We start from the raw sequence: 494 nt of genomic DNA, 5'->3' as shown, positions 1-494 counted from the left end.
TATCTGTTCCCTTTCATCTATGGTATGGAGTACTTTGCTGTGAGGGAGATTTTTTACCAGTTCTTCCCGCTGACCGGTGTACTTCCTTTTACGTAGGTGCTTCTCTATCTCAACAAGCTCCGGTTCGTGTGCATCAGGATCCGCACAGGTTTCGATTTCATTAAAAAGAGACACCTGCCCCTCGATTTCGAGAGTAGATGTCTTCTCGGATTTTGTTCCATAAAGTTTACGGGTCAGGAAATCAACCTGCTCTTTCAGGAGCCGGACCTGCTGTTCCAGTTCTTTGATATGATTTTTATACTCCTGTTCCGTAGCTGACATAACCTGAAAACCCTTTCGTTTCGATAGGATTATTATACCATAGAATCGTCAGATTTCCCAGCATTTCTAAGGATTTTCAGTATTTTCAGACTTATGCGGGAGCCATTTCTGAACCGCCTTTGGCTGCTCCGGGTTCAAACCTTCCAGAAGCCAGCGCAGCTGCTGATCAGAAA

The 494-nt window shown here is 44.7% G+C and carries 1 protein-coding gene; it reads right to left on the bottom strand.

Annotated elements, in window-relative coordinates; all coding sequences use genetic code 11:
• A partial coding sequence (locus LI112_RS17895; RefSeq protein WP_227191210.1) for a transposase occupies window positions 1-321 on the bottom strand: 321 nt, incomplete at its 3' end.
• Between the last annotated feature and the right edge of the window lie 173 nt (window positions 322-494).

This window comes from Blautia sp. 210820-DFI.6.14, assembly GCF_020558815.1.
Lineage (GTDB): Bacteria > Bacillota > Clostridia > Lachnospirales > Lachnospiraceae > Blautia_A > Blautia_A obeum.
Note: the sequence above shows the minus strand (reverse complement) of the source record. Positions and strands in the feature narration are given on the sequence as shown.